This is a genomic window from Pseudomonas sp. FSL R10-1350, assembly GCF_009600525.1.
GTDB classification, from domain to species: Bacteria; Pseudomonadota; Gammaproteobacteria; order Pseudomonadales; family Pseudomonadaceae; genus Aquipseudomonas; species Aquipseudomonas helleri.
The window spans coordinates 1-1,956 of record NZ_WIVR01000140.1; the positions used below are offsets into that span (position 1 = coordinate 1).

Annotated in this window: 2 protein-coding genes; one reads left to right on the forward strand and one right to left on the reverse strand. The window is 60.6% G+C overall.

What is annotated here, in order from left to right; translation table 11 throughout:
• Nucleotides 1-304 precede the first annotated feature (304 nt).
• On the forward strand, nucleotides 305-754 hold the full coding sequence (locus GHO25_RS25455; protein WP_153335642.1) for a hypothetical protein: 450 nt from the start codon (nucleotides 305-307) through the stop codon (nucleotides 752-754).
• Nucleotides 755-757: 3 nt separating this feature from the next.
• Here the strand turns inward: GHO25_RS25455 and GHO25_RS25460 are convergent.
• Nucleotides 758-1,956: aldehyde dehydrogenase (NADP(+)) (locus GHO25_RS25460; RefSeq protein WP_153393325.1), on the reverse strand; the 1,199-nt coding region annotated here is incomplete at its 5' end.

A 1,956-nucleotide genomic window follows, 5' to 3' on the forward strand; every position in this document is an offset into this window, starting at 1 on the left:
GCTACGTCCGGGCGCGCAGCGGCCGTAAAAGGGCCAAGATCAAAAGATCGCGAGACAAGCTCGCTCCTACAGTTTGAATCGCGTACACCCCGTAGCAGTTGACGAGCCTTGCGAGGCTACGTCCGGGCGCGCAGCGGCCGTAAAAGAGCCAAGATCAAAAGATCGCGAGGCAAGCTCGCTCCTACAGGTTTTGTGATCTTTACACGATATTACATAGCCTTGACGGCTCTGTACGCCTTGCCCCCGTAGACTTCCCGCTCAGCACTGTCTGAGGTTTTGGTGATGCCATTGAGTGGAGGTGAACATGTTTTTGGTGCATAAAAAAGGCTTTGTCGCGGGCAAGAAAATGGTCGATGGGCTGGTGCCCTACGATTTTTTTTGCGAAGACAATCCGGCCATTAATCTGTTTGTGTTTACCGGCTCAAACGCCCAGGGCAAGGCGTCGGCAGAGCAAACCTTGTGGGGGTTTACCCGCCTTGAACGCTTTGAGGCATTGACCGACACGTTGGTGTCGCACAAGAAGAATCAAGACTGGTTTCAGACCGTCAACGTGCTCACCGGCCCCGCCCAGAACGGCACTCAGAATGTGAAATTCCAGCGCGTGCTGAAAATCATCAAGCACGTCAGCGTGGCGAATCGCGTACCCGGCAAGGTGCAATACGAGATTCTCACGGATGAGGGTGACACCTACTTCACCCTCAAGTCCGTGGCCCCGGACAGCGCGCAAACGGTCATTTACGCGGCTGACCAGTAAGCGTCAGTTCAGCGCCTCACGGCTTGGCTGACCATTGAGCAGGCGCTGGATCCCCAGCGGGTTGGCGTTCTTGAGCGCATCGGGCAGCAGGCTGTCCGGGTAGTTCTGGAAACACACCGGGCGCAGGAAACGGTCGATGGCCAGGCTGCCGACCGATGTGCCACGGGCATCCGATGTCGCCGGATAAGGCCCGCCATGGACCATGGCATCACACACCTCAACCCCGGTCGGGTAGCCGTTGATCAGCAAGCGGCCCGCCTTGTGCTCAAGCACCGGCACCACTTCGGCAAAGGCTTGCAAGTCCGCGGGCTCACTGATCAGCGTGGCCGTGAGTTGACCGTGCAGGCTGTGCAGCGCTTGCAGCAACTGCGCTTTGTCGGCCACTTCAATGACGATGGTGGTCGGGCCAAAGACTTCTTCTTGCAGCACCTCGGCACCGCCGATCAGCAGGCTGGCATCGGCCTGGAACAACTGCGGGTGCGCCTGATTGCCCTGTTGTTGCGAACCTGCGAGATGGCGAATGCCTTCGACCGATGCCAAATGGCTGAGGCCTTTGACGTAGCTTTTCAGGCCACCGGCATTGAGCAGTGTGTGCGCTGGTTGGGCGCTGAAAAACGAGCCCAGCGCATCGACAAAGGCGCTGAACGCTGGTGAGGCAATCCCCAATACCAGACCAGGGCTGGTGCAGAACTGACCAGCGCCGAGCATCACCGAGCCACCCAACTCTTTGGCGATCTGTTCGCCGCGCTGTTGCAAGGCTTCTGGCAGCAACACCACCGGGTTGATGCTCGACATCTCGGCAAACACCGGGATCGGTTGCGGGCGTGCCGCCGCCATGTCACACAGGGCGCGACCGCCCGACAGCGAGCCGGTAAAGCCGACTGCTTGAATCGCCGGGTGCTTGACCAGCGTTGCGCCAACCCCGGCGCCGTAGATCATGTTGAACACGCCCGCAGGCATACCGGTACGCTCAGCAGCCCGAATAATCGCCTGCGCGACCCATTCGGCGGTTGCCATGTGGCCGCTGTGGGCCTTGAACACCACCGGGCAACCGGCGGCCAGTGCCGCTGCGGTGTCGCCGCCTGCGGTGGAGAACGCCAACGGAAAGTTACTGGCGCCGAAGACGGCGACCGGGCCGACGCCGATGCGGTATTGGCGCAGGTCAGCGCGAGGCAGCGGTTGGCGGTCGGGCAGGGCCTGAT